Genomic DNA, 24,443 nt, shown 5'->3' with positions numbered 1-24,443 from the left:
GCTGTGCGCCTGTTGGGTCTCCCTCTGACTCGCTTTTCCCGTAAGAGTCTCACGCCTGGAACGAAGATCAACATAGTGCCAAAATCAACAATGAGCTTTAACATAACTATTTAATTAAAAACAATCCTAATAAACATCGATTTGTTTGACGCTTTTTCAAAAAAAGAATTGACTTTTTGTCCTATGGTTTGTATTATATATCTTGTGTCTAATAAATATTATATTATGGCGGTGTAGCTCAGCTGGCTAGAGCGTACGGTTCATACCCGTGAGGTCGGGGGTTCGATCCCCTCCGCCGCTATCTCTTAAAAAGACTGTAGAAAATTTCTACAGTCTTTTTTTATGTTTATTCACAAGGGTTAGATGCTGGCCGGTTAAATACGCCACGTCCTGTGGCGACACCGGCACTAGTACATCCTGTACGTCGGAGCTGGATGCGGACACAACCGCCAAGCTATCCACAATCCCATTTCGTTTATAATTTCCTATACGACAAAAAAGCAAGCCAGTACGGCTTGCTTAAGCTACGGGAATATATAAACGATAAACCGTGCTATTTATTAGAAATTCAGCAGCAAGTTACCCTCGTCTAGCGCCTCTTCCCCCGCGTTTAGACTCAGTATTTCGTTTTAGAGATGCTAATCGATCTTCACTGTCTTTTAAGAAACGAGCCATCTTTGACTCAAAATTCTCTCTCGGCGCACGATTATCATTCTGTTTTGCGTGACGTGGTCTTTGAGAGTTACCTGAATATCCACCTCTAGATTCTCTTCTTTCTCCGCGCTCATATGATCTCTCTGGCCTTTCTGGTCTTTCTGGTCTGTCTTTTGCTTTTTTAATGGACAGGCCAATTTTTCCGTCCTTCTCCACATTAATTACTTTTACTTCTACTTGATCGCCTACTTTTAAATGCTCGTTAATGTCTTTAACATAATTGTCTGCGACCTCACTAATGTGAACAAGACCTGTAGCGCCTTCAGGGAGTTCAACAAACGCACCAAAATTAGTAATTCCTGTTACTTTTCCTTGTAACTTGCTGCCTACTTCGATTGACATAAAAAAGTTTTGCCTCCTTAAGGATATAAAAAATCATGCTTATACTATATTATACAAAATGAAAAAAAAGGGTGTCAATATCAGGCTGTCGACAAACGCCCGCTTTCTTCGTTGTTAGCCTTGCTCAGATGCTCATACCCAACCACGGTAACGCCGCTCCTCCCAAGGCTTCACGCTGTGATGCATCAAACGTTTTCGATCAGCCTGAAGTTTCTGCTAAAATCACTTCGTCTACACTCTGACTACAACTGACTTTCTTATTATTTTTCACTTTTCTTATTATCATCTTTTTCATTAGGAATATTAAAGATTATTTCCCCTTTTTTAGATAAAAATAAATCTTTGCGAGCGAGTTTTGCTAAATACTCTTGATCATTTAGTTTCGTAATTTGATCATTTAGCTTCTTTTCCTGTTGTTGCAGTGAAGCAATTTTCACATCCAGCTTCTTTTTTTCTGCTGTTTTCTCTTCTAATGTGGAGCTTTGAGATATGAGTGTAGATATCATCAAAAATCCAATAACTGCAACAAAAAGTGAAAAAACTGCTAATCGACGGAATAATAGTTTTTTCCTTCTTGCCCCACTTATACTGGTCGCCTCTTGTTGCATAGAATATTCTGGTTGCATTTTTGCAATATCTTCTTTTTTTAATGCACTCATACAAGGCTCCTCCTTTCATTATTGTTTTTTTCTATTAGAAATCCATGTTATCCAATAATTCTTTATTTTATTGGAATATCCTGCAAATTTACTAAAGAACTTCTCGACGTATTTTTTACCTTTATTCGGCATAATAAGCCAAAAGAGTGTGAAAATCCACTTTATCGGCATAAATAATATCTTTAGTATAAATCTTAATACCGTTACCACAAATTTCGACAGTGCCATAAGTCCCTTAAATAAAATAATCATAATGGAAACAAGCAATAAAACCAAAGACCTGATTGGCTTGTACACAATCGTGATAAGTAATTTGACGATAAAATGATAGAACTGCACACTAATAGAAATAAACCACTTTAATGAACGAAGATATGGTGTTTTCACAATACTTTGGTAAAAAGCAAATCCTAAAACTAACGCTAAAGCAATATAAACACGCACTTCACCCTGGTTAACTAAAAATAGAACATAAAAGATCAACAGTGCTTGAAAAATCCAAAAAAGAAGATCATGAAAAAAAACAATGATTCGTTTTCGTTCCGGTCTTTTTAAAAAATATTGATACGTATCTAAACAAAGTCCAAACAATAAGCCCATGCCAACCATCGCCAGCATGGTCATAAATTGCACCGATAAAGTCATCGGAATATCTTGCTAAAGAAACCTTTAGCTTTTTCTCCATTTTGTTCATCTACATATACTAAATCAAAAACCTTTCCTTTTATAGAAACAATGCCTTTTTCCACATCTAAGTTTTTCATTTGAAGATTTTGTCCTCTAATAGATAAAAAACCCATCACCGTTTCTAATAGAAACTCTTCGTTATCAAAGCTCTCCACTTGCTTAACCCCAGTAATATCTAGAAGCTTTCTTCCTCTCATAATAACATCATGTTCTACCGTACTGCTTTTAGTTGTATTCGACTCATAATATTGGCTCATATTTTATCCCTCACAATCGCATAGTACAATCTACTTGTACCATTGTATGAAGAATAAAAAAAATTAGAACATGAAGAAAAGCGGAAGCGCCTTGCTCAGGACATGAAGCTGACACCTGTCTATATTCAGTAAAAAGTCTTTATACTATTATACACTTAAGAAAGCGTTTCTTCTTTAAGAATGGTAAACATATTAGCTGCATCTTCCTTTTTTGTTGAGTCCTGCAGTATTTCCACCTTTACTGTTACTACTTTTTGTCCGAAGCGCACTTGGAGCTCATCTCCTACTTTTACGTTGGAGCTTGCTTTTGCTTGCTGCCCATTTATTAATATTCTTCCTTGATCCGCAACTTCTTTTGCTAATGTTCTTCTTTTAATTAATCTTGATATTTTTAAAAATTTATCTAAACGCAATATAATCCCTCCGTTATTCGATTTCTTTCTTTTTAGCTTCCTCCCAAAACTCATCCAACTTGTCTAAACTTAACTCATGAAAAGATTTACCGACCTTTTTTACTTGTTCTTCTATATACTGAAAACGCTGAATAAATTTCTGGTTTGTTTGATAAATAGCCAGTTCAGGGTCTATTTTGTAAAACCTACCTATATTAACAATGGAAAAAAGAATATCACCAAACTCTTTTTCCATCTTTTCCGGATGATTGCTATTTGCAAGCTCTTCTTTAAACTCTTCTATTTCTTCTTGGACCTTTTCCCACGCCTGTTCTACCTCAGACCAGTCAAATCCTACACCTGCTGCTTTTTTTTGCAGTTCAAATGCTCTTAAAAGATTAGGAGCCGCACTATTAACCCCATCTAAAATAGAAGCTTCCGTTTGTTTTTGTTCTAAACTTTTTGCTTTTTTCCAATGTTCCATGACATCGTCCACTGTTTCTGCTGTTTCTTCTCCAAAAACATGGGGATGTCTGCGAACCATTTTAGAGGAAATCCCCTCAATCACATCATCAATACTAAAAAATCCTTCGTCTTCCCCAATTTGACTATGGAGCATGACTTGCAATAAGACATCTCCTAATTCTTCTATTATATGATCAATATCTTTTTCATTAATGGCTTCAATCAGTTCAAAACATTCTTCCACAAGATATTTCCGTAAAGATTCATGTGTTTGTTTTTTATCCCATGGGCAGCCATCTGGTCCCCTTAATGTTGCAATAATTTGTCGCAATCTCGTAAATTCTTTATTTAATATCTCTTGATTACGCACAGGAGGAACATAAACAGAAGTTAAATTATTTAAATTTACTTCCCTGTCCAACTCATGCAATTCTATTTCCTTTATCCACTCATCCTTGCTTCCAGCGGCCGTAATGATTGTAACAGGATAATCATAAGGAAGCTTCTCCATTAACGTTAATTTTACTTCTGAGGCAGAAAACGCATCATATACTTGGCCAATAATCAAATGATGTCGAAACTGAATTTCATTAATATGAAGAGACGTACCATCCAAAAGCTGAAATCCGTCGATTGGATCTACCTTTACTGCTTGAAAGATGCTGTCTAAAAAGCTTTGACCACCGCCAAATGATAAATCCACTTTTCCTTCTTTGCTTTTTTCAATTAAAAGCTGCACCGTTTTTTCGGCTACAAGGGGATGTCCTGGAACCGCATAGATAATTTCTTCTTTGCCCGCTTCTTCCAACAGAAACGCAACTATCTCTTTATATACCGCTTCAAACTGATCATGTTTTTCATAAATAGCATCAAAATAATGAAAGTTTGCTCCTTCTGCCTCTAAAACTTCCACAACCGGATGATCCATTGTACGCATATATACCTTTTTTTCTTTATTCATTAAAGTTCTATATACACCTAAAGGAAGTTGATTTATATCCCCTGCACCTAATCCAATAATCTCAATTGTTTTCAATATACTACCTCCTTTTTTCCGGTAAAAAAATCAACATTTTACTGCCAAATGGCAACAATATCAAGTCTTCTTTTTTAAAAATATCAGCTCTAATCACAATAAAAAGATAAGTGATGGTGCCAAGTATGACACCACTCATTGCTTGAAAACTCGAAAAAAGCCGGTCATGATGAGTAAAAATGGCAAAAAAATCAGTTAATAGTAAATAAACTTTTAAAACAACAAACATCACTAAAGCGCCCCAAAATATAACACCAACACTTTTTTTATTTACGAGCGGGTGTTTTAATACAAACGCTAATCTTAATAACAAAAAGATCATTATAATAATCAGTGTGATATTGGAAGCAATACTTGCTCCAACTGTTCCATACGCCTCTACTAATAGTTTATTGAGGCCGTATTTTATAAAAAAAGAACATAATATTACGACTGCAGGATACAAAGGATGTCCTAATCCTTGTAAGATTGCTGTAGATGTAACAATAATAGCATTTAATAAAATAAGAAAGGAAAAAATAGAGAGTACAGCCGAACCATTTGTATTTTCAAATAACATCGTATTCGTTTCCTGTATAATGCTAAGCAGCCCTACAGTTGCTCCTATCCCTATAAATAACCCAATGGTTAGCGATAATTGGATTTTTTCCACTAATTTTTTTCGATTATTTTTAAGTTTTTCGCCTGTAATAAAAGGAACAAGTGTTAATGCCATGGACGTAGTTAAAATGGTCCCCACCTGTATTAACGGCTGACCTCGATCATATACTCCTTTTAATTCCTTTGCTGTATTACTGTTGATCCCGGAGGAAACAAGCTCCGCATATAAATTTAATGAATCCGCTAGTTGCAGTAATATTAAAAGCATACTACTGATGGAAATGGTTAACCCTTCAAAGATAAGTTTTTTATATATTTTTTTATTACGCTTTTGATTATACGTAGGCGGTCTAAATAAGGAAAAGGAATAAGCGCCTTTTTTATAATAGTAAAATAGCAGCAAGAGAGAAATCAAACCTCCGGTAACGGATCCAAACATTGCTCCTGCTCCAATCGTATACAAAGAAAAGCCCTGATAAGTAAAAGTGATTGCCGTAATTAAAATCGTACTAACACGAATAAGCTGTTCTCCTACTTGAGAAATAGCCGTTGGCACCATAAAACCTTCTCCTTGAAATATCCCCCGCAAAAAGGCAATAAGCGGCGAAATAAGAAAAGAAAAAGAGATAACCTTTAATAATTGAGTTAATGCAGGATCTCCCATTAATTCCGCTAAATAATCAGCACTAGTAAATAAGAAGAAAAATGAAATAATGCCTATACATGATAAGAAGAAAAATGACGACCTTAGCAAATTAGATAACCCAATATGATCTTCTTCCATCTTCAATTCCATATATAACTTTGAAAGAACAACAGGAAAACCATATGTAGAAAGAGCAGCAACCACTCCATAAAACGGATATACTTGTTGATAAATATAAAACCCAGTATCACCAACAATATTTTGAAAAGGAATACGATAAACTGCACTTAATATTTTTGTAATTAACGCCCCAATTGTAAGAATAAAAGCTCCTTTAAACCAGTCGCTTGATTGTATATTAGGCTTCACAAGAAAAGCCCCTTCCTATATCTGTATCGCTTGTATTATAGCATAGTTCCTTTGTGTATAAACTTATACAATTTCACAAGTTTGAGTCAAGCATTTGTGGGCCCTCCAGAAAAGAAAGCAAATTCATTATTTTTGGGTTCTCTCTTGGTACATATTTTTCATTTTTTTAAAGCTCATTGTTGATTTTATAGAAGGTCCGCAGCAGGAATACACTTCGCTTTCCACGGGCGAATGCCAAGCCTCCTCGTCGCTTCGCTCCTGCGGGGTCTCGCCTATTTCGCTTTTCCCGTAGGAGTCTTCGTGTATTCCTGCTGCTCGGTACTTCAAATAGAGACAAAAACTATAATACAATTGGTTAAGGCGTTCTTCTTGATTCTCCGTTTCCAGCGTTCCACTCATTCAAACAATGTTTTCAATGCCAACTGATCCAGGATAGCCACCAACCCAGTGATCATGGCACTTACACCTTTTTCCACCCAACTACAGTCATTTTTAAGTCTTTTGGCAAATACGCTCATTGTCCCCCCTTCCATTGACAAACGATCATTTGATCTTTCACCAATTGAAAGGTTAAGTTTTTGCCCACATTAATTTTACTCATACATTTCACAAAACTTTATTAGTGTACAGCTCCTCATAAAAAAAAGAAACCAAGCAAATACTTGGTTTTAGCTATCGAGAAAAGATTGTTTTTATTATCGTTCTTTCTCCTCAAATGCTCCTACTAAAAGCTTCTCACCAAACCTTTTATGCAATGAAGCTAATAAACAGAATAAGCAAAATAGGAACAAAAACAACCACATAACCCATCGGATGAGCAAAATTTAATGTCCAGCCAATCCCAAACCTCTTTTCAACAAATATGGAAGGATCATTTTTATTAAAATAAATGATGCCGCCTTTCCAAAAGCGATCTTCATCTACATCTACTACTTTTTCGTTTTCTAAATTAACTTCCATTTCCAACTTGGAATTTAACTTCCCTACTTTTACAGCAAAAATAAGGGAGCCTGCCAATGTTAAAATCAAAAATGCCATTGGCAGAATAATGATGAATACCGAATCATAAAGTTTCTGATATAATGTCGCAACTTGTAAAAATGAAAATAACATCGTAATAAAAATCGACATAAGCAGTAAAAGCCAACTTGTATATTTACGAAAAAGCAATTGTCTGATTCTAGAACCTTTTATATTTACAGCACTCAATTTTATGCCCGATCTTTTCGTTAACTCATGCATCCCTAAAAACATCCCTTGCATTGTTAGTAGTACTAGTAATAAAGCGATAACCGAAAAAGGTGTTTTTTCTGCAAAATGATCTGGCTGGCCATTAGGTCCCCAATGAGTAGGAATGCTCGCTGGAAATTGACTGTATTGCGATAAAGTAAAGATAATAATACCTATTGCAACGATGACTGGAAATAAAAATAAGTACCAAGGAAGCATTTCATCAGACTGTCGTAGACTTAATTGAGCCACCCTCACTTCCTTTAATTCGGAATACCATTGTTGGTCTCTTTTTAAGTGCAGCAGCTTACCGTGTAAATAAAAATACAAAGAAAGACACCATAAAATAATCCCGAATTGAACCATCAACCCTATTGTTGCAAGTTCATTTTCAGCTGCGTTAGAATATATTCCCCAAGCATAAAAAGTAATAAGAGCAGCACAGGAAACAAAAAATGTTATGAAAGAATATATTTTTTTATAATAGCGAACCTTCGGATAATTTATTTTTTCATCTGGTATACTTACCCCAAATACAACAGTTTTTCTTACGATAAACGGCAATATTGTTTCCATTAGAGAAATAAAACCAATAATGATTAAAAAAATTGTCATTCCCACAAGTATTACTCCCCTTCCACTACGGAACTTATATCGTTCACTAACTTATATAGATCTTCTTTGTTCATCCCTAAAACCAATGCCTCTACTATTACCGGTCTAAATTGGTCAACCAACTGCTGATAGCGCTCTTTTTCTTGCCAACTTTTTTGCAAGCAAATAATGGCTCCTGACTTAGGAACAATTTTGATGATTCCTTTTTCTTCAAGCTCATGGTAGCTCTTATTTACTGTGTGCATATTAATACTAAGATCGGCCGCTAATGACCTCACAGACGGCAGCATATCACCATCTTTTAACTCTCCGCGAATGATGCCTTCCATAATTTGATTGGTTAATTGCGCATAGATAGGTATATTAGATTGAGGCTCAATCTTAATTATCATTTTTCCCCCTCCATCTGTTCTATATATATTATAACAAACCTGTTCTATGTTTAGTAGAACAAAAATAAATATTTTTTTCTCCACATAAAAAAGGCAGCACATAGCCGGCTGCCTTTTTGTCATTCCAATAAATAACACTAATTGTTTACGATTCCATTTGTCTTGCTAAAAATCCTGCTGCTGTTTCAACTGCCTTCTTCTCTACTTCACCAAGTGTATTTTCCTTAGAGAAAATAATAACTGCACCTATTGGGTCTCCGTTGGCAATAATAGGACCAATCGCATAAGCTGAAATACTTTCAGTGTTACCATCAATTAAAGCAATTTGATCTTGTTGGTTCATTAAGATAGAAGTTCTATCCTCCATCGCTTTTTCTACCAGATCGCTTATATTTTTATTTAAATAGTCCTTTTTTGATCCCCCTGCAACAGCGATATAAGAATCCCTATCACAGATTAATACAGAGTTGCCTAAGCTATCATATAAAGCCTCTGCATACTCTTTTGCAAAATCACTTAGTTCACTGATAGGAGAATATTTTTTTAAAATCACTTCTCCATCTCGATCTACAAAAATTTCTAATGGATCTCCTTCGCGAATACGTAGTGTCCTTCTGATTTCTTTTGGGATTACCACACGGCCCAAATCATCGATTCGACGCACAATTCCAGTTGCCTTCATATCATGTTGCCTCACTTTCATCAGATGATTTTTTTAAATTTGGCAAATATTTATGAAATGTTCACCATATTTAAGAATAGTATCTTTCATATGGAAAGTTCTATGCATTTAATATGTAAAATTTTCTCTATGCTGTGATTCTTTCCAAATAAGAAAAGCGCAGGCTCCTTGATCAGCCCCGAAGAAAAATGTTCTCTTGTCTTAAAAAGCGCTCTTTACTTTTGGCTCTTTTCGTATAGATTGTTGTTATGTAACCCGCAGCATGAATACACTTCGCTTTCCGCGGACGAGTGCCGAGCCTCCTCGTCGCTATGCTCCTGTGGGGTTTCGTCTTTCTCGCTTTTCCCGCAGGAGTCTACTTGTATTCAGGCTGCTCAGTGCTTCAACCATGTTTATTGTTTTATTCAAAAACAACAAACTTTTAGAGACAAGAGGTTATCTTTCACAAGCGCCTTGTTCATCACTTAGATTATTTTATAAACACAAAAAGAGGGCAGCAACCCCTCTAGAATGTGAAGACAAAACTACAAGTCAGAAAGTATTTTCATTTAACTTGCTTCTTGCGGCTCCTTTTTAAAGCTATTAAACGCTTCTACCATTTCATAGCACGCGTCCAGCCATTTATCTGTTTCAATTCCTTTTACATAAAGGACCATTTTTAATTTTTTACCGTCCATTCCTAAACCAATCATTCTTCCATATTTAGAACTCTTTTCAAAAATCTTTTGACCATCAAGAAGATTACTGCTTTCCTCTGAAATAAGAATAAGCACTTCCTCTTTTGTTTGTTTGATTATTTCTACTCCAGCTTGTTTTCCGTAAACTTTCATTTCTGTTAACTTAAACAAATAAGCTACCTCAGCAGGATAATCTCCAAAACGATCAATCATTTCTTCTTGCAGTTCACTCAATTCTTCTAATGACGTAATGCCTCTAAACCTTTTATACATTTCAATTTTTTGCTGCCCATCATTAATATAAAAATCCGGGATGTAGGCATCAATATCTAAATCTAACTCAATCATCTGATTTCGCTGTTCATCAAAAGTTCCTCTTTTTTCTTCGATTGCTTCCTTCAACATTTGAGAATATAAATCAAAACCTACTGAGTCAATAAAACCGTGCTGCTGAGCCCCTAATAAATTCCCTGCACCTCTAATCGTTAAATCTCGCATAGCAATCTTAAAACCGGAACCTAGCTCTGTAAATTCTTTAATTGCTTGCAAACGTTTTTCTGCTACTTCTGTTAATACTTTATCTTTTCGGTATGTGAAATAAGCATATGCCACACGATTGGATCTTCCAACCCTTCCCCTTAATTGATAAAGTTGAGATAATCCCATCCGATCCGCATCTTGAACAATTAGGGTATTAACGTTTGGAATATCTACTCCTGTTTCAATAATCGTTGTACTCACCAGCACATCATATTCCCCTTCAAGGAAACTTAACATGACGGATTCCAACTCATTTTCTGTCATTTTCCCATGCGCATACGTAACTTTTGCATCAGGAACTAACATCGAAATTTCCTCTGCTTTTCTTTCAATATCTTCCACTCTGTTATAGAGAAAATAAATTTGGCCATTCCGTGCCAGCTCTCTCTCAATGGCTTCTCTTACAAGGCCTCCATTATACTCCATTACATACGTTTGAATAGGAAAACGATTTTCTGGAGGGGTTTCAATAACAGACAAATCTCTTACCCCCAACATGGACATATGCAATGTTCTTGGGATAGGAGTAGCTGTTAACGTTAACACATCGACATTTGTTTTTAACTGTTTGATTTTTTCTTTATGCGTAACACCAAATCTTTGCTCTTCATCAATAATTAATAAACCTAAATCATGATATATAATGTCTTTTGATAGAATCCGGTGTGTACCCACAACAATATCAATGGTTCCTGTCTTTAATCCTTTTAATGTTTCTGTTTGCTGCTTTCTCGTTCTAAAACGGCTTAATAAGCCTATTTCGATAGGGTAATCTTGAAACCGTTCTCTCAATGTTTCATAATGCTGCTGGGCTAATATGGTCGTTGGTACAAGGAATGCAACCTGTTTTCCATCAGCTATTGCTTTAAATGCTGCACGAATGGCAACTTCCGTTTTTCCATAGCCAACATCCCCACAAAGAAGGCGATCCATTGGTCTCTCCCGTTCCATATCCTTTTTGATTTCCTGGATAGAACGAAGCTGATCATCTGTTTCTTGATAAGCAAAAGATAACTCGAATTCTTTTTGCATCTCTCCATCTGGAGAAAATCCATACCCTACAGAAGCTTCCCGCTCAGCATATAGCTTAATTAAATCATCAGCAATATCTTGTACAGAGGATTCTACTTTCTTTTTCACTCTCTTCCAATCATTGCCGCCAAGCTTATATATCTTCGGTTCCTTGCTCTCTGATCCAACATATTTTTGCACTAAATCGATTTGTTCAACCGGAACGTATAATTTATCGCTTCCTTGATACCTTAAATGCAAATAATCTTTATGAACACCATTTATTTGCAGTGTTTCAATTCCTAAATATTTTCCTATTCCATGATTAACATGAACAACATAATCGCCAACTTTTAACTCAGAATAACTTTTTATCCTCTCTGCATTGGACAATTTTTGTCTTCGTTTGGAGCTCTTTTTCGTTTTTGTTTTAAATAGTTCTTCCTCTGTTATCACCGTCATTTTTAACATCGGAAGCTCAAAACCGGACAAGAGATTTCCTTCTACAAGCTGAACTTGCCCTTTCATAATCGATTGATCGGTCCCTTTAATAACCGATTGAATTTCATAATCACGAAGAACTTGTTCCAACTTCTCGACCCGTTCATGATCGGTTCCTAACACGATAACGGTAAATTGGTTTTTCTTCCAACGTTCTATTTCTGTTTTTAATACATTCATCTGTCCATGAAAACTTTGCATCGGTTTGCAAGAAATATTAATAATATTTTGCGGATTCGTATTTGGTACATGCCGCAAGAATAAAGACATATATATAATAGACTGCTTGGAATGATGGAGATGGTCATTAATATTTTGGGAAAGTGTCATGTCATGGATTATTTCTCCATTACTTAACAGGCTTGTATACCAATCTGCCTCTTCTTTTTCTAATGTATCATTCATTTCTTGCACTCTACTAATTTCATCCACAAAAATAAGTCCATTTTTTGGAAAGTAATCTAGCAAACTTGTTTGCTCTCCATAAAGAATAGATAAGTACTTATATAACTGCTGTGGCTTTTGTCCGTTTTTTAATTGTTCTATTTCATTTCCAACTGATTGTGCTAATAATGTTTTTGTTTCAGTATCTTTTATTTTCTTTAAACTATTTGCTAAACCTGATTCCAACTTTAGAATAAAGGCAGACACCGCTTCTTCTTTAAATAGAATTTCTGTGGCAGGACCAATCGTTACACTTGTCAATTTTTCTTTTGATCGTTGATCGTCTAACGAAAAAGACCGGATAGAATCTATTTCTGTATCAAATAACTCAATACGCAAAGGATTCTCTTCTGTTAGAGGATAGATATCAATAATTCCGCCTCTGACACTAAATTCTCCTGGGGCAGACACCATGTCATTTCGTACATATCCCATCTCTACGAATAACTTTAATTGTTTTTTTAATTCTATTTCTTCCCCGACCTTTAATAAAACTTGGCTTTCTTTCCAAAGTGTTGGTGGAGGAAGCATCCTCCTTAACCCAGCAACGGGTGCGATCATAATTCCATTCGATTCTTTTATCCAATGATTTAGTGCTTCGATCCGCTGTGCTTTTAATTCCGGACTTGCAATACTTATTTCTGCTGCAATTAATTCATTGGCAGGATACAAATAAACATTTGCATCATCCATAATATTCGTAATATCATCATAAAGCTTTTGCGCTTGCAATAAATTATGCGTTACTACTAATAAAGGTTTTTTTGTTTGCTCATATACAGATGTTAAAAACAGCGTCCTTGAAGATCCGGACAACCCAGAAATTAACTGTTCATGTAACCCTGCTTCCAATCCAGAAATTAAATGTTGGATCTCTTCTTGTTGATTAAATAGTTTTTTTAGCCCTAACAATGATTTTGTCCCTCCTTACTAAAACTTAATATTAATTCTAAGTATTATTAAAAATTCTCATCAGATCTTTTATTTACTCAAATATATCATCATATAAAACGAACTACTCATTAGTATAAATTAACCTATCTAACCTAAAATTCCCATCAGTCGACCCTTTCGTTTTTGACTGATGGTTCTTTCTAATTTATATTCTGTTCCTATGTCTTTTGATCCCTACTAAGTATTTTTTGATAAATAGTAGGATGATTATTTAAAGCATTACTATTAAGAAAACAAGGTTCTTTTCGTATAGATTGTTATTATTTAACCCGCAGCCTGAATACACTTCGCTTTCCGCGGACGAGTGCCGAGCCTCCTCGTCGCTATGCTCCTGTGGGGTCTCGTCTTTCTCGCTTTTCCCGCAGGAGTCTACGTGTATTCAGGCTGCTCCGTGCTTCAGCCATGTTATTATTTTATTCAAAAACAAAAATAGTGCTAGTGATTGTATATACGATATTTACCGCTTATATTCCTGCTAATACTAAATATTTAACTTGTTTCTTCTATAAACAAAATATAAATGGGAAAAGGAGGGCGCCCTTTAAGCGTCTAATTCTACGTATAATAAGAATTAGACTTGCTGCTTTAGGAATACCCTCTTTTAGGGACAAGCATTTATTCATCTACATACTTACACTAGATTAATGAAGTAAATAATTATTTTCATAATAATGAGGATTTTTCATTAATGATTCTTGACAATCTTCACATATCGATTTAATAAAAACTTCTCCGTTTGTACTATAAGTAATCATCTCTGAGCGATCTTCCTCCGTTAATACATGCAATCCCAATTGGTTTGTTTCCACTGTTTTTGAATCTATTGTTCCAATTTTTACTCCACAATGTCTACAATGATAATGTATAGCCAAGCAAAGGCCTCCTTATTCACCATAAATACTAAAGATAGTATTTACATATAAGAAGAAATTTATACCTTTCCATATAGGGTTGTGAGGGAAAATTAATAGTAATAATGTAAGATAAGTACCGAATTATCGTCCTTCAAAAGCTCGTTAGAAACATATTCACTTATTGAATATTATATTTATTCATCACTTGTAAAAATGGTTCCTTCATCCATTCACTACAAGCGTCTACGCATTTTCGAATGATACTTTCTAATGCTGCCTGTTCTTCATTCGTAAACTTGCCCAGCACATAATCAGGCACTTTCATGCCATTTTTTGGTCTGTCAATTCCCACTCTTATTCGGTTGAATTTTTCCGAACCTAAATGTGCAATAGTAGACTTAATACCATTATGTCCCCCAGAACTTCCTTTTTGTCTTAATCTTATTTTTCCTACTGGTAAATCTAAATCATCGTATATAACAGCAATATCTTCTAATGCAATTTCAAAGTAATCTGCGAGAGGACGTATCGATTCTCCAGAAAGATTCATATATGTAAGAGGTTTTAACAAAATCACCTTTTCTCCACCGATGATTCCTGTTCCGAATACTCCTTTAAACTTTGCTTTCTCTAAAGGAATCGAATACTCTTTAGAAATAAAATCAATAATTTCAAAACCAATATTATGCCTCGTCTTTTCATATTGTTTCCCAGGGTTACCTAAACCAACAATTAATTTCACATGAACCATCCTTTGTATAAATGTTTATATAGAAAAAGAAGGTTTGTCCAAAAGAAAAGTTCTCCTTGGACAAAACCTCCCGTTCGGCCAATTAGGAAAGCGCAAGCGCCTTGTTCGGTCCTGAAGAAAATGTTCCTTTCACTCCAAAAGGGCTTTTTACTTTTAGAGGCAAAGGGGTATTTTTCACAAGGGCTAGGCGCTCTAGCTAGACACTTTCTAACTTTAGCAATTTATACTATCTTTCCTTTGTAAAAATTGCTGAACCTTACCTATTAATCATAACAAAATGGTACAAAGGGTAAAAGAGAAAGCGAAATTCTATTCTACTTCCTCTTTTACCGTTTCTCTTCCTTCTAAATTATCTGGTGTTCCGTCTTCTTGTTGTTCTCCTGTACTAATTTCTTCTTCCTGTCTAGGAGCAAGAATCGAAGCAATTACTTCTTCTTTTTCATGATTGATTTCCAATGCCTGATATTCTTTTATATCTGCTATTGTAAGCGTTTCTCCTACTTGCAGTTCACTAATATCTAGTTCAATCGATGCTGGGATATCATTTGGTTTTGCCGTTACTTCCACTTCATGCAGCGGTTGTTGCAATACACCACCATCTTTTACCCCTATGGCATCCCCTATTAAAGAAACTTTTACAGTAGCAGTTATTTCTTGAGATAAATCAACAGCAAGAAAATCTACATGCAATATATTTCTTTTAAGGGGATCTGAATGATAATCGTTTAGTACAACATTATGCTTTTCTCCATCAACCATTAATTCTATTACACCATTTCGGCCAACCTCTTTGATTGTTTTTAGAAAGTCTGCTTCATTTAAATAAATAGATGTACTTTTTGTTTTTGATCCATACACCACACCTGGAATATTTCCTTCATTGCGAATTCCTGTTAAAGTAGAATGTTTAAATGTTGTACGCTCTTTAGCTTGTAATAATGTACTCATCCTATTTCTTCACCTTCCATCATTTTTTTAAGAATCACTCTATTAGTGTGTGATCATCCTCTATAAAAAAATGCCCTAAATCGGGAAAATTTAAACATAGCAGCGCTATCTAAAAAAGCAGGAAGAAGAACTCCATAAAAGAAAAGAGGCCGCTTTCCAAAGAAAACGACTCAAAGTGTAAACAAAGCACATTTTTTGTATATGTCTATTAATCAAATAAAAAGCTTACTGACTGATCAGAATGAACTCTAATAATAGCTTCACCTAAAAGGTCCGCTACTGATAATTGAACAACATTATCAGATAGTTTTTCTTCGCCAAGTTCAATAGAGTTTGTAACTACAAGTTCTTTTATTTTTGAATTTTTTATTCTTTCCATTGCTGGTCCTGATAATACCGGATGTGTACAGCATGCATACACTTCTTTTGCACCATTTTCAGCAAGAGCATTTGCACCAAGTGTAATCGTTCCCGCTGTATCGATAATATCATCAATTAGAATAGCAATTTTCCCTTCGATATTACCAACTATATTCATCACTTCAGCCACATTTGGTCTAGGGCGTCGTTTATCGATGATAGCAATTGGCGCTTTTAAACGTTCAGCCAATTTACGAGCTCTTGTAACTCCACCATGATCTGGAGAAACAATGACAATATCTCCATCAAATTCACGTTTACTAAAATAATCTCCTAAAATAGGCACTCCCATAAGGTGATCTATCGGAATATCAAAGAATCCTTGAATTTGCGGAGCATGTAAATCCAACGTAATAACACGTGTTGCTCCTGCAGTTTCTAAAAGATTAGCAACTAGTTTAGCTGTGATAGGCTCACGTGCTCTTGCTTTTCTATCTTGTCTCGCATATCCATAATATGGTATCACTAAGTTGATTGTTCTTGCAGATGCACGCTTTAGAGCATCAATCATAATTAATAATTCCATGATATGCTCGTTTACAGGGGCACTTGTCGATTGGATGATATACACATCACATCCACGAATACTCTCTTCAATATTTATTTGAATTTCCCCATCACTGAATCGCTTTACAGAACACTTTCCTAATTCTACTCCGATTGATTCAGCAATCGCCTCTGCTAACTTTGGGTTTGAATTTAAGGTAAATACCTTTAAATTTGGATCTAAATTCTTAACTGACATCCCTGAACCTCCATAGACTTATTCCTAACGAATAGGTTGTCCCATTTTAAATAAACGCTCTTTTCATATAGATTGTTGTTATTTACCCTACAACCTGAATAACACTTCGCTTTCCGCGGACGACTGCCGAGCCTCCTCGTCGCATGCTCCTGAGGGGTCTCGTCTTTCTCGCTTTTTCTAAGCAGGAGTCTACGTGTATTCAGGCTGCTCAGTGCTTTAGGCATGTTTATTCAAAAACAACAAACTTTTAGAAAACAGCCTTATCTTTTTATTCGTTTTTTGCATAATTCTCTTTATTAACTTGACGGGCCCGTGCAATGGAAAGTGCACTGCTAGGTACGTCCTCTGTAATAGTGGAACCTGCTGCAACATATGCTCCCATCCCAATAGTAACAGGCGCGATTAAATTAGAATTGCAGCCGACAAATGCTCCATCCTCAATCGTTGTTAAAAATTTATTTTTACCGTCATAATTAACTGTGATTGTTCCACAACCAATATTAACATCATTGCCTACCTTAGCATCACCTACATAACTTAAATGGGATGCTTTACTGCCTTTCCCAAATTCAGCCTTTTTAAGCTCAACAAAATTGCCAATCTTCACTTCATCAGCAATATTCGATTGAGGACGAATATGAGCAAATGGTCCAATGTTTACGTCTAATCCGATCTTGCTATCATGTGCTACAGATTGTTTAATAATGGTATTCTTCCCAACCGCACAGTTTTTTATTTCTGTATTCGGTCCTATTATACAGTCAGAATCGATGATCGTTTGACCTGAAAGAATGGTTCCAGGCATAATTACTGTATCTTCCTTAATGATGACACTTGATTCTATATACGTATTGGCAGGATCTATGATGCTAACTCCATTACGCATATGAAATTCATTTATTCTTTTCTTCATGATTCGTTCAGCTTCTGCTAATGCAACACGATCATTGACGCCCAGTGTTTCTTCAAAATCCTCTGTTTGAAAGGCTGAAACTACACCACTCTGTTTTTTTAGTATTTCAATAACATCTGGTAGATAATATTCTCCTTGAGCATTTTGATTGGAAACTGCATTAAGCGCTTGAAATAAAGAACGATTATCAAAGCAATACGTTCCTGTATTAATTTCTTTGATTTCTTTTTCTTTTTCTGTTGCATCTTTATGTTCAACAATCTTTTCTACATCGCCTAAGTCATTTCTAATAATACGGCCATAACCACCAGGATTTTGTGCTAGGGCTGTTAATATAGTAGCTTTTGCAGATGTATTTTCATGATGTTTAATAAGCAGCTCTATTGTTTCATGCTTTATTAAAGGTGTGTCTCCACAAATAACCAATGTTACTCCCTCTTTATTTTTAAGAAGCTCACTTGTCTGGATGACTGCATGTGCTGTTCCTAACTGCTCGGCTTGATAAACATAACTTACTTTATCGCCAAGCTGTTCCTTTACTTGTTCAGAACCATGCCCAACAACAGTTACAATTTCTTCCATCTGAAGATTTGAAACTTGGTCAACAACATGCTCTACCATCGGTTTTCCGCATACAGGATGAAGTACTTTATATAATTTTGACTTCATTCTAGTTCCTTGTCCTGCAGCTAATATAACTGCGTAACGAGTTAACATTCACAAGCCTCCAATATAACCTTTTTATCCATTAAAAATATATCTTAAATAGTCGTTGATTTCAAGAAAGGATTCGAATATTTATGCTTTTATCTAAATAAAAAAGGCTGTTTTCATATAGATTGTTGCTTTTAAACCCGCAGCCTGAATACACTTCGTCCGTTTAGCGAGCGTCGAGCCTCCTCGTCGCATACGCTCCTGTGGGCCCGAGTCTTTCTCGCATTCCCACAGGAGTCTACGTGTATTCAGTCTGCTGAGTACTTCTTCTCCCATTTTTTTATATAAAAAACACAAAAAACTTTGAGAAAACAGCCATAAAAAAAGAGCCGTACTCATTGGAAGTAGGCTCTAGCTGCTATTATTTTTTAGGAAGCACCAGCTTCTTCAAATTCAACTTCTAATTCACCTAAACGGTGGTATTCTGCCAATACGGCTTCTTGGATTTTACCTCTTGTGCCGGAATTAATTGGATGTGCAATATCTCTAAACTCTCCATCAGGTGTTCGTTTACTAGGCATGGCTACAAATAATCCATTATTTCCATCAATAACCCTAATATCGTGAACAACAAATTCATTATCAAGAGTGATAGAGGCAATAGCCCTCATTCGTCCATCCGTATTAACTCGGCGTAGTCTTACGTCAGTTACTTCCATTCTGTTCACCACCTTTACTAGAAGATAAAACCTAGTTAACTAATTCAACAGAACTTTCATAACTCCTTCTTAAATGGTAAAATTTTTTAGAATATTTAGGAGAATTTGATGAAAATTGCTAAAAAATAGAGCAAAATCATTATTTTTCCCATTTAATAAAGATAGGCTCTTTGCGTATAGCTTGTAGTTATTTAACCCGCAGCCTGAATACACTTCGCTTTCCGCGGACGAGTGCCGAGCCTCCTCGTCGCTATGCTCCTGTGGGGCCCGAGTCTTTCTCGCTTTTCTAAGCAGGAGTCTACGTGTTTTCAGGCTGCTCAGTGCTTCAACTATGTTTATTGTTTTATTCAAAACAACAAACTTTTAGTAAACAGCCTAAAGATAAAAAGGTCATCTTTTTACTCTACTATTTAAGATAGAAAAAGCCAACCATATGTACTAGTTTATCAACAAATGGCTGGCTAATATCTAATAGTCTCTTATTTACAAAGTGCAATAACTTCAATTTCTACTAATACATCTTTCGGCAATCTTGCTACTTCTACACAAGAACGTGCTGGCTTATGTGTATGAAAATATTCTCCATACACTTCGTTGATCGCAGCAAAATCTTCCATATTTTTAATAAAAACGGTTGCTTTTACTACTGTATCAAAGGATGCATTGGCAGCTTCAAGTACAGCGCCTAAATTCTTAAATACTTGATGGGTTTGTGTTTGCACATCTCCTTCCACTAACGAACCTTCAGCTGTTAATGGAATTTGACCCGAACTGTAAAACATATTATTGACGATAATTCCCTGAGAATATGGTCCTATTGCTTGTGGTGCAGCGTTTGTTTGAACTACTTTCATCATTCATTCCCCTTATAAATTATTTTGGTCGAAGTAATTTCCTTTTTCTACAGAAATACTTTTACCCTTTACATCGACTCCAGATAATTTTACCAGTGATAAATAATCATCTACAAGTCTTTCTTCTGCTTCTTCCGCTTCCACTAAAACAGCGATTCCAGCGACAACAGCATTAAACTCTTCCAACAAGCTGATCATGCCATTTACCGTACCGCCTGCTTTCATAAAATCATCTACAATCAATACTCTTGATCCTTCCTCCAAACTTCTTTTGGAAAGAACCATTGTTTGTATTCTTTTTGTTGAACCAGATACATAATTTATACTAACAGTAGAACCTTCTGTTACCTTGCTGTCTCTTCTTACCATAACAACAGGTACATTTAAGTATGCAGCTACTGCATACGCCAGTGGAATTCCTTTTGTAGCAACCGTCATTACTACATCAATTTTTGTATCTGCAAACGCAGATGCGAATAATTTTCCGACTTTTTGAACAAGAGCTGTATCACCTAATATATCGGTCATATATAGATAACCACCTGGTAAAAGTCTTTCAGGATTCATTATGAGCTCACAAAGTTCCTTAATAAAAGGTTTTGCTTCTTGTTCACTTACTTTCACCTGATATTTGACTCCTCCAGCTGCCCCAGGCAAAGTTTGAAGGATTCCTATCCCTCTTTGCTCAAAGGTGTCTTTAATGATTGCCAAATCTTCACTTATGGAAGATTTTGCAGAACCATACTTTTCAGCAAAGTAGGATAACGATACAAGCTGCCTTGGATGCTCTAACAAATAATTCGTCATGTCTATTAAGCGCTCACTACGACGAAATTTCATACTGCGAACCTCCAAAATCCGAATATTTTAACGTTAATATTTCATTATTATACGTGTTAATCAAGGGTATGTCGACTGCCTATTATTCGGACTGCAAATACTTGGTCACAAAACCCTCTTAAACCATTATATACACGATTCATTCTAGAATCATGATGGATTAAACCAAAAACCGTTGGACCACTTCCACTCATCAACACTGCATCTGCTCCAAATTTTTTCATTTGTTCCTTAATTTGAGCAACCTCTGAATATAAGTTTAATGTAACGTCTTCTAGTACATTCCCGACGTTTTGACACATATAAGAATAACTTCCATCGTAAATGGATTGAATCATCTTTTTTGTATCGGGATGTTTTATTTTAGATACATCAAGCCTTTTATAAATATCTGCAGTAGAAACACCTATAAAAGGTTTTGCTAACACAACCCAGCAAATGGGAGGCGCCGGCAATTCTTTAATGATTTCACCTCTTCCAGTTGCAAGCGCAGTTCCACCATAAACACAAAACGATACATCAGAACCAATTTCTGCTCCGATTTCTGCTAGTGTATCAATTGATAACCCGAGATTCCATAGTTTATTTAAGCCTCGTAAAACAGCTGCTGCATCACTGCTTCCACCTGCAAGCCCTGCTGCTACCGGAATGTTTTTTTCAATCTTTATTGTTACGCCTTTTTTAACATCAAACTTATCCTTTAATAGCCTTGCTGCTTGATACGCTAAATTCCTTTGATCATCTGGAACAAATCTATTAAGAGAAATAATTTTTATTTCGTCATTTTCTTCTAATGTAAGCTCTAATCTATCAGCTAAGTCAATGGTTGTCATGATCATTTCCACTTCATGATACCCATCCGGCCTTTTGTTGAGTACATCTAATGATAAGTTTATCTTAGCTGGTGCTTTTACTAACAGCTTCAATATTTCCACCTACTTCATTTTCTTTGTCTCCATTTTTTGTCCTATTTTACCACAAATAAGAAAAGCGTAAGCGCTTGTTCAGACCTGAAGAAAAATATTCATTTGACTCCAAAAGTGAATTTTACTGTTAGAGACAAAGGGTTATTTTTCATAAGGGCTAGGCGCTGGCCGGCTAAGTACGCCAAAGAGGTAAAGTTGATTTTCAAAACCTTCCTATTAACAACATTATCGGTTTAACAGAACCTTCTCATAAAGAAAAACACTATTTACTTTCCCGATCATCAATATTTTATATGAGTTAAAAAGGACACGCTATCATCTATATGGATATAGTGATTTTACCATAAAATATCGATTGTTTATTAGTTCTACTATTGTTTTTTACATGTTATTCTATCCGATTATCGCTTTATTTAAAAAGTATGTGAGACCTTTTTATATTACATACATTTTTTATAAAAATACGGCTCCACATTTTTATTTATTAGTAAAGTAAGCTTACTAATAATAAATGTGAAGCCGCATTATAAACTGATACCGTGAATAAATCCATTTAAATAGGATTCGTTGTAAACAAGTGAACTTAAGGGTTACAAAAACTATTCTTGTTTTTGATTAAGAAGACTTTGTTCGGCAATTTCAATCGCTCTTTTGACCATGTTTCCTGCATCTCTTGCTCGAATGCCACCCCAACCGTCTTTTTGAACAACATCATAAAAGCCTAATTCTTTCGCTAATTCTTCTTTTAAACCTTCAGACATTACACCTTTTCGTCTACCCAAAGTGAATCTCTCCTTTCATCACTCACGGTATTTATAGAAAGTGTTCAAAGAGTTCTGGAAAAATAGCTGTCGAATTTCTGCGTCAACTATTATCTTCCTTTTGAACACGCAATTATAGTATGCTACTTTCTTGTTTTTTCATAAGTAATATTTCTTACCAACTGAAGATAAATTATTTTTCCAACAAATGAAAAAGCAGTAAACAAATTGTTCACTGCGATCCATATCTATTAGCTTAAAGCAACTTGTCCTGTTGTATCCTCGTAGAAGGTAATTTGAACCGTTTCTGTTAAAACATCCGCATAACTGTACGATACACGTTCAAATGCATTTTCATCCTGATCTAATTCAACCACAAAAACAGAAGGATAGGTCTCTGTTAGTACACCGGAACGCTCTATAGTTTTTCGACGTCCACCATTAGCTTTTAGCATAAGCCTTTTCCCTAAATTTGAATCAAGAGCTTTTTTTATATCTGATAATGTTTTCGCCATTCGGTCCACCTCACTGTGTAAAGTATATCACACTGACACAATAGAGTCAAACAAAAATATAAATTATAACAGTCTTTTTTAGAAGTTGTCAACATTTTTTATTCTTATTTGCCTCTTATTTTTCAATATTTTTATCTTTACCCAATTTTTGCTTTTTATGTAAGTAGATGCATTTTAAAAAAAATAGCTTAAAAAAGGAGATAATGTTGTAAATAAACGCTTTTAAAATCCCCTAAAAAAAGACGATAGAAAACAATTGCGTTCCCATTCGTCTTTAAAATATTATTCTGGATAATTTATATTATATGGCATACCTGTTCGCAATACTCCTTTTGTTTCAAGTCCTCCAAGTCCCTTTTCCCCTGTTAATGTATTTCGCAGCACATCCCATACATTTACTCGTTCCATAAATGGTGTAAAACTAATTTTTGCAACGATATAAACCGGATCTAGTGCATGAATATTTACTCTGGAAGGAGAACTTGCAAAATTTGCTCCTGCATGTATAAGTGATTCAAAATGAGATTGACATGCTCCTGCGAATATGACTAGCTGATCTAAGTGAGGAATTTTTTTTCTTGCCTCTCTAACTGTTTGCACAAAGTGTTTGGAATGACGATATGCATTAATATCCTGCATTCCTCCCATTGCCTTTGAATAAGCATCATGTCCTGTAATGACAAGTATATCTGGTCGATAATAATCAATAAGTTTGCCAATCTTTTGCGGCATTTCTTTTTCATTACAATGTATACCTGTAACTGGAATACCGATTTTTTCATATAAAGTTAAACATTTTTCTAAATAAGAAGAATCTCCATCTAAATGCAATACTTTTCCTGGTATTTGAAAATAATTGGTTTGTTTATTAAAGGAATTTGTTGCAATATACTCTTGTTTTTGTCGTAATAAATGAACATCCTGCCGAAATAATTCTAAAGATTGTTCTTCTAAAAACTGAAATTCTTGTGCTATTTTTCTTTGCATCGGTTTATTGATACTGATTAAATCTTCATAAGGAGCATCTGCAATAAGACGAAAATCCTCTCCGTATAAAACAGCAAGCTTTTGTCCATTTTCTTCTTTCATATCAATAATTCGAAAAACAATATCACATTGATACGATTTTCTACCGACGATATCCATGATATTTATACTCACTGTCGTCACTCCAATTAGCCCTAATTTAAGAGCCATTTGTTTCTTCCCTATCTTTTCTTACACTATGCAAAAGTCCATCCAGATGTGAGCAAACATGTTAGTTCCCTTCTGTTTTATTGAGTTGTTGTATAAATAAAAGAAAAAACGTGAAAATCAACAAAAAAACACA

Annotated in this window: 24 protein-coding genes and 1 tRNA gene; 1 reads left to right on the top strand and 24 read right to left on the bottom strand. The window is 35.3% G+C overall.

The features are described 5' to 3' along the window. Nucleotides 1-227 precede the first annotated feature (227 nt). Nucleotides 228-301, top strand: a tRNA-Met gene (locus tag ACTYA4_RS20780). A gap of 278 nt (nt 302-579) precedes the next feature. Here the strand turns inward: ACTYA4_RS20780 and ACTYA4_RS20775 are convergent. The 24 genes from ACTYA4_RS20775 to yabG all read right to left on the bottom strand — a co-directional run bounded on the left by ACTYA4_RS20775 (nt 580) and on the right by yabG (nt 24,274). After that, the gene (locus ACTYA4_RS20775) at nt 580-1,056 is read right to left on the bottom strand and encodes a S1 domain-containing RNA-binding protein (protein WP_443483403.1); all 477 of its coding nucleotides are present in this window, start codon (nt 1,054-1,056) and stop codon (nt 580-582) included. 260 nt (nt 1,057-1,316) lie between these two features. Continuing rightward, nucleotides 1,317-1,715 carry an FtsB family cell division protein gene (locus ACTYA4_RS20770; RefSeq protein ID WP_443483402.1) on the bottom strand — a complete coding sequence of 133 codons (399 nt, stop codon included), beginning with the start codon at nt 1,713-1,715 and terminating at the stop codon, nt 1,317-1,319. 18 nt (nt 1,716-1,733) lie between these two features. Continuing rightward, nucleotides 1,734-2,360: a spore cortex biosynthesis protein YabQ gene (gene yabQ, locus ACTYA4_RS20765; RefSeq protein WP_443483401.1), complete on the bottom strand. Its 627-nt coding sequence runs from the start codon at nt 2,358-2,360 to the stop codon at nt 1,734-1,736. Further along, complete coding sequence (gene yabP / locus ACTYA4_RS20760; RefSeq protein ID WP_443483400.1) at nt 2,357-2,659, bottom strand: sporulation protein YabP; 303 nt, start codon at nt 2,657-2,659, stop codon at nt 2,357-2,359. Before yabP ends, yabQ begins: the two co-directional genes overlap by 4 nt. A gap of 155 nt (nt 2,660-2,814) precedes the next feature. Further along, entirely contained in the window at nt 2,815-3,072 is a 258-nt protein-coding gene (locus ACTYA4_RS20755; RefSeq protein WP_443483399.1) for an RNA-binding S4 domain-containing protein, read from the bottom strand. A gap of 13 nt (nt 3,073-3,085) precedes the next feature. Then, nucleotides 3,086-4,552, bottom strand: a complete 1,467-nt coding sequence (gene yabN / locus ACTYA4_RS20750) for a bifunctional methyltransferase/pyrophosphohydrolase YabN (protein WP_443483398.1) — start codon at nt 4,550-4,552, stop codon at nt 3,086-3,088. Between the two features lie 4 nt (nt 4,553-4,556). Beyond that, nucleotides 4,557-6,167: a putative polysaccharide biosynthesis protein gene (locus ACTYA4_RS20745; RefSeq protein ID WP_443483397.1), complete on the bottom strand. Its 1,611-nt coding sequence runs from the start codon at nt 6,165-6,167 to the stop codon at nt 4,557-4,559. Nucleotides 6,168-6,562: 395 nt separating this feature from the next. After that, nucleotides 6,563-6,685, bottom strand: coding sequence for a hypothetical protein (locus ACTYA4_RS20740; protein WP_445505854.1), 123 nt, complete (start codon nt 6,683-6,685; stop codon nt 6,563-6,565). Between the two features lie 229 nt (nt 6,686-6,914). After that, complete coding sequence (locus tag ACTYA4_RS20735; RefSeq protein WP_443483404.1) at nt 6,915-8,012, bottom strand: DUF1648 domain-containing protein; 1,098 nt, start codon at nt 8,010-8,012, stop codon at nt 6,915-6,917. Between the two features lie 11 nt (nt 8,013-8,023). Further along, entirely contained in the window at nt 8,024-8,404 is a 381-nt protein-coding gene (locus ACTYA4_RS20730; protein ID WP_443483396.1) for a GntR family transcriptional regulator, read from the bottom strand. Nucleotides 8,405-8,549: 145 nt separating this feature from the next. After that, a complete protein-coding gene (gene spoVT, locus ACTYA4_RS20725) occupies nt 8,550-9,086 on the bottom strand; it encodes a stage V sporulation protein T (RefSeq protein WP_443483395.1) in 537 nt (178 codons plus the stop codon). Between the two features lie 548 nt (nt 9,087-9,634). Continuing rightward, complete coding sequence (gene mfd, locus ACTYA4_RS20720) at nt 9,635-13,171, bottom strand: transcription-repair coupling factor (RefSeq protein ID WP_443483394.1); 3,537 nt, start codon at nt 13,169-13,171, stop codon at nt 9,635-9,637. A 683-nt stretch (nt 13,172-13,854) separates the two neighbouring features. Continuing rightward, the gene (fin, locus tag ACTYA4_RS20715; RefSeq protein ID WP_443483393.1) at nt 13,855-14,085 is read right to left on the bottom strand and encodes an anti-sigma-F factor Fin; all 231 of its coding nucleotides are present in this window, start codon (nt 14,083-14,085) and stop codon (nt 13,855-13,857) included. Nucleotides 14,086-14,245: 160 nt separating this feature from the next. Continuing rightward, nucleotides 14,246-14,809, bottom strand: a complete 564-nt coding sequence (gene pth, locus ACTYA4_RS20710) for an aminoacyl-tRNA hydrolase (protein WP_443483392.1) — start codon at nt 14,807-14,809, stop codon at nt 14,246-14,248. A 318-nt stretch (nt 14,810-15,127) separates the two neighbouring features. Beyond that, nucleotides 15,128-15,766: a 50S ribosomal protein L25/general stress protein Ctc gene (locus tag ACTYA4_RS20705; protein WP_443483391.1), complete on the bottom strand. Its 639-nt coding sequence runs from the start codon at nt 15,764-15,766 to the stop codon at nt 15,128-15,130. Between the two features lie 208 nt (nt 15,767-15,974). Further along, nucleotides 15,975-16,931, bottom strand: coding sequence for a ribose-phosphate diphosphokinase (locus ACTYA4_RS20700; RefSeq protein ID WP_443483390.1), 957 nt, complete (start codon nt 16,929-16,931; stop codon nt 15,975-15,977). Between the two features lie 268 nt (nt 16,932-17,199). Further along, nucleotides 17,200-18,561, bottom strand: coding sequence for a bifunctional UDP-N-acetylglucosamine diphosphorylase/glucosamine-1-phosphate N-acetyltransferase GlmU (glmU, locus tag ACTYA4_RS20695; protein WP_443483389.1), 1,362 nt, complete (start codon nt 18,559-18,561; stop codon nt 17,200-17,202). Nucleotides 18,562-18,926: 365 nt separating this feature from the next. Next, nucleotides 18,927-19,217 (bottom strand): septation regulator SpoVG, encoded by a 291-nt coding sequence (gene spoVG / locus ACTYA4_RS20690; protein WP_003347151.1) that lies wholly within the window; start codon nt 19,215-19,217, stop codon nt 18,927-18,929. 479 nt (nt 19,218-19,696) lie between these two features. Beyond that, on the bottom strand, nt 19,697-20,074 hold the full coding sequence (locus tag ACTYA4_RS20685) for a RidA family protein (protein ID WP_443483388.1): 378 nt from the start codon (nt 20,072-20,074) through the stop codon (nt 19,697-19,699). A gap of 9 nt (nt 20,075-20,083) precedes the next feature. Continuing rightward, on the bottom strand, nt 20,084-20,911 hold the full coding sequence (purR, locus tag ACTYA4_RS20680; RefSeq protein WP_443483387.1) for a pur operon repressor: 828 nt from the start codon (nt 20,909-20,911) through the stop codon (nt 20,084-20,086). A gap of 56 nt (nt 20,912-20,967) precedes the next feature. Next, on the bottom strand, nt 20,968-21,837 hold the full coding sequence (gene ispE, locus ACTYA4_RS20675; RefSeq protein WP_443483386.1) for a 4-(cytidine 5'-diphospho)-2-C-methyl-D-erythritol kinase: 870 nt from the start codon (nt 21,835-21,837) through the stop codon (nt 20,968-20,970). A gap of 599 nt (nt 21,838-22,436) precedes the next feature. Then, nucleotides 22,437-22,619 carry a small, acid-soluble spore protein, alpha/beta type gene (locus ACTYA4_RS20670; RefSeq protein WP_443483385.1) on the bottom strand — a complete coding sequence of 61 codons (183 nt, stop codon included), beginning with the start codon at nt 22,617-22,619 and terminating at the stop codon, nt 22,437-22,439. Between the two features lie 230 nt (nt 22,620-22,849). Beyond that, nucleotides 22,850-23,113, bottom strand: coding sequence for a biofilm formation stimulator Veg (veg, locus tag ACTYA4_RS20665; RefSeq protein WP_443483384.1), 264 nt, complete (start codon nt 23,111-23,113; stop codon nt 22,850-22,852). Between the two features lie 282 nt (nt 23,114-23,395). Then, entirely contained in the window at nt 23,396-24,274 is an 879-nt protein-coding gene (yabG, locus tag ACTYA4_RS20660; RefSeq protein ID WP_443483383.1) for a sporulation peptidase YabG, read from the bottom strand. Nucleotides 24,275-24,443 lie beyond the last annotated feature (169 nt).

The sequence above is a fragment of the Niallia yueguangensis genome, from assembly GCF_052663115.1.
This window is presented reverse-complemented; position numbering and strand designations above follow the sequence as displayed.